The organism is Pedobacter sp. (assembly GCF_045627485.1).
In the GTDB taxonomy this organism is placed as follows: Bacteria; Bacteroidota; Bacteroidia; order Sphingobacteriales; family Sphingobacteriaceae; genus Pedobacter.
Genome location: NZ_JAZQNU010000066.1, coordinates 1 through 3,445, shown reverse-complemented (window position 1 = coordinate 3,445; position 3,445 = coordinate 1). Strand labels below are relative to the sequence as shown.

The 3,445-nt window shown below is 43.1% G+C and carries 3 protein-coding genes, 1 tRNA gene and 1 pseudogene; 3 read left to right on the top strand and 2 right to left on the bottom strand.

Annotated elements, in window-relative coordinates:
- Window positions 1-159 precede the first annotated feature (159 nt).
- The 3 genes from ACR2F3_RS04820 to ACR2F3_RS04810 all read left to right on the top strand — a co-directional run bounded on the left by ACR2F3_RS04820 (window position 160) and on the right by ACR2F3_RS04810 (window position 1,958).
- A tRNA-Lys gene (locus ACR2F3_RS04820) sits at window positions 160-232 on the top strand.
- 396 nt (window positions 233-628) lie between these two features.
- Window positions 629-982 (top strand): ISAon1 family transposase N-terminal region protein, encoded by a 354-nt coding sequence (locus ACR2F3_RS04815; protein WP_432708845.1) that lies wholly within the window; start codon window positions 629-631, stop codon window positions 980-982.
- Window positions 975-1,958: an ISAon1 family transposase gene (locus tag ACR2F3_RS04810; RefSeq protein WP_432708844.1), complete on the top strand. Its 984-nt coding sequence runs from the start codon at window positions 975-977 to the stop codon at window positions 1,956-1,958. The genes ACR2F3_RS04815 and ACR2F3_RS04810 overlap by 8 nt, the downstream gene beginning before the upstream one ends.
- A 224-nt stretch (window positions 1,959-2,182) precedes the next feature.
- Here ACR2F3_RS04810 and ACR2F3_RS04805 read toward each other — a convergent pair whose 3' ends face one another.
- On the bottom strand, window positions 2,183-2,929 hold the full coding sequence (locus tag ACR2F3_RS04805; protein ID WP_432708843.1) for a succinate dehydrogenase/fumarate reductase iron-sulfur subunit: 747 nt from the start codon (window positions 2,927-2,929) through the stop codon (window positions 2,183-2,185).
- A gap of 3 nt (window positions 2,930-2,932) precedes the next feature.
- Window positions 2,933-3,445: pseudogene (locus tag ACR2F3_RS04800) on the bottom strand (fumarate reductase/succinate dehydrogenase flavoprotein subunit); the annotation flags it as partial.

Sequence of the window (3,445 nt, the reverse complement as noted above, 5' to 3'; positions counted from 1 at the left end):
AGATTAATTGGCTCTTTTTGGGTGGTGATTGTAAATAATGTGCCTTTAAATCAGTTGTATAGGCAATATATGGAATAATATGTTTCAACACGAGGTGAAGAACTCTATATTTGCATCACTTTAAACGGAAACGCTTAGAGTAAGTTCTTCAAAGAACTTGATTCCGTAGCTCAGCTGGTAGAGCATTACACTTTTAATGTAGTGGTCCTGGGTTCGAATCCCAGCGGGATCACAAGAAATAGTAACAAAACGTTTAAAAGCCTGCAAAACAATTTATTGCAGGCTTTTTATTTTTGCCAAAAACTACAATTTATTCAATAAGTCACATATAAAAAGTGAGTGATTAGGTGAGTAAATTGAAGTTCCCCCGACTCACCGAATAAAATTGTAATACATTGACTCATAGTAAGTTCATTCATTGAACGACTTGACATCCATTAACTGCAAGGCTACTTTTGTTTAACCCTTAATCAGTTGATTATGAAAACGAATTTCAGTATGATTTTCTACATGAAAAAGCAAAAAAACTATTCTAGCGGTGATGCTGGATCAAGCGGAATTCTTGGGGGGAATTAAATAATTTCTTTCTTTTGCAGCATAGAATTTAGGATTACTAGCTGCTACTATTTTGAACCAAGTCACCGACACATTAATTAGTTTTTTATTGCCAGAAGGAATTCTGGATTATTTTGAGTTAACCAAGGCTGATAAAGATTCGATTGGATTCAATATTTACCTTGAAGAGAAAAATATAGCCCCTAGCGGCTACCAGAAGCATGAGCTGGAATCCAAAGGATTCTTTCCAGAGACTCGCATTCAAGACTTTCCTATTCGTGGCCATAAAGTGGCATTATGTGTAAAACGGCGAAGATGGACCGTTATCAAAGATGGAACGATCATCAGCAGAGACTGGGATCTGGTAATAAAAGGGACGCGAATGACAACTGAATTCGGTCTTTTTTTAAAAGGAATATTTGGATAATCATCCCATTAGCTGTTATCATTTAGGCCAATACTTCCAGATTGACGGGAAGCAGCTTCAGGAGCAATACAAAGAACATATCAGTGAATATGATAGCTGGGAACAGAAATCACATGCGGATGAGTGGATGTTATTTTCAAAGAATGTGAGCACCAGGCTCAGTATTGATGAAACCGCCTTGTCCAATGGTGAACTCTATACCATTGTCACCAATAAGGAAGCCAGGGGCAGAAAGGGTGCTATTGTAGCCATGATAAAAGGTACTGTAGCTGAGGATATTATTACTGTATTGAAGAAAATACCAGAACGCTTAAGAAAAACAGTACAGGAGGTGACCATGGATATGGCCGCCAACATGCAGCTGGCTGTTAAACGGTGTTTTGTTAATGCACACCGGGTAATCGACCGTTTCCATGTGCAGAAACTGGCTTATGATGCTGTACAGGAAGCTAGAATAAAATACCGCTGGGAAGCCTTGGATCAGGAAAACGAGGCTATAGCATCCGCAAAGAAAAACAAAATAAGTTATCAGCCGGAAGTGCTTTCCAATGGAGATACGTTAAAACAATTACTGGCAAGAAGCAGATACTTGCTATTCAAGCATCATATTAAATGGACAGAAGTGCAGAAAAGACGTGCTGAGCTGCTCTTTGAAAGGTATCCTGAGTTAAACCGTGCCTATGACCTATCCATTAGACTTGGCAACATCTTCAAAGTATGTAAAAGCAAGGAACATGCCTTTAAACACCTGGCCCTATGGTATAATGATGTAGAGTCCAGCGGGATTGAAGCCTTTAGAACGGTCGCTAGATCGGTTCAGTCACACTACCTCTCCATATTAAACTTCTTTATCAATAGAAGCACAAATGCATCAGCAGAGTCTTTCAATGCTAAAGTTAAAGCATTCAGAGCTACATCAAGAGGTGTCAGAGATGTCAAATTCTTCCTGTTCAGACTATCTAAAATCTATGCTTAAAAACTACTCCCCCCAAGAATTCCGCTTGATCCTGGGTTCATCGTAACCGGAAGAATAATCCATGAGGCCACTGACGCCGGCGACATGCAAGACGCAGCAAAAATGGTATCTTCGCCGCCTTTTGGCCAAATCAGGAGCCTAACCCTACAACCGACACCTTTAATGCGATCCCAAAGTTCGTCGTATCTACTTCAGCACAGCAGCTCGCCTGGAAAAACTCAAGCCTAATGTTTCTTCACTAATGCTCTAGCATATTCCCAGTTCATTCTCGCAATATTTAGTACGGAAATACCCTGCGGGCACTTCACCTCACAAGCTTCCGTATTGCTGCAATGGCCAAAACCCTCCGCATCCATCTGCGCTACCATTTTCAACACGCGCTCTGCCGCCTCAGCTTTACCCTGAGGTAGTTGTGCCAAATGGGCGATCTTAGCCGATGTAAAAAGTGCGGCACTGGAGTTTTTACAGGTAGCCACACAGGCGCCACAGCCAATACAGGCCGCTGAATCAAAGGCCGACTCTGCAACATCGTGAGTGATGAGCAGCGTATTGGCCTCTACCGGCTGACAAGTATTCACAGAGATAAAGCCTCCCGACTGGATAATTCGGTCGAACGCTGAGCGGTCAATCTTCAAATCACGTTTTAAAGGAAAGGCAGTAGCCCTGAAGGGTTCCACATAAATAGTCGCTCCATCCTTAAACTCACGCATGTGCAATTGGCATACCGTTAAGCCGGAAACAGGCCCGTTCACCTGTCCGTTAATCGTCATGGCGCAGGCGCCACAAATTCCTTCCCGGCAATCGTGGTCAAATTCAACCGGATGATCGCCCTTGAGGATAAGCTGTTCATTCAGGGTGTCCATCATTTCAAGGAAAGACATGTGTGCGGAAACCTGATCAACATCATAATCGACCAGTGATCCTTTGCTATCTGCGTCCTTCTGACGCCATACTTTTAGGTGTACTTTCATAATCTAGCTGTAGTTTCTAACAGATAATTCGATAAATTCGAAGGTCAGCGGTTCTGGATGCAGAACAGGCACTTGCTGAACACCCGGCCATTCCCAGGCCGAAACGTAACAGTATTTCTCGTCGTTTCTTAATGCCTCGCCGGCGGCAGTCTGGTACTCCTCCCTGAAATGGGCACCGCAAGATTCTTCCCGGTTTAATGCATCATAACACATTAAATTGGCCATCTCGAGGTAATCGGCCACACGGCCTGCTTTTTCCAATTCTGCATTCATGTCTGCTGCCATTCCCGGTACCATGAGGTCTTTGTAAAACTCCTCCGCCAGTAGTTTGATACCTGCGATGGCTTCGCCCAAACCTTTGGCCGAGCGGGAAAGCCCGCATTTATCATACAGCAGTTTACCGAGTTGTTTATGAAAATAATCTGCTGTCTTGGTTCCTTTGATAGTCACCAGGTTCTCCAGCCTGGCTTTTACCTCTTGTTCGGCATGTATAAATTCAGGATGGTCAGTTGTAAT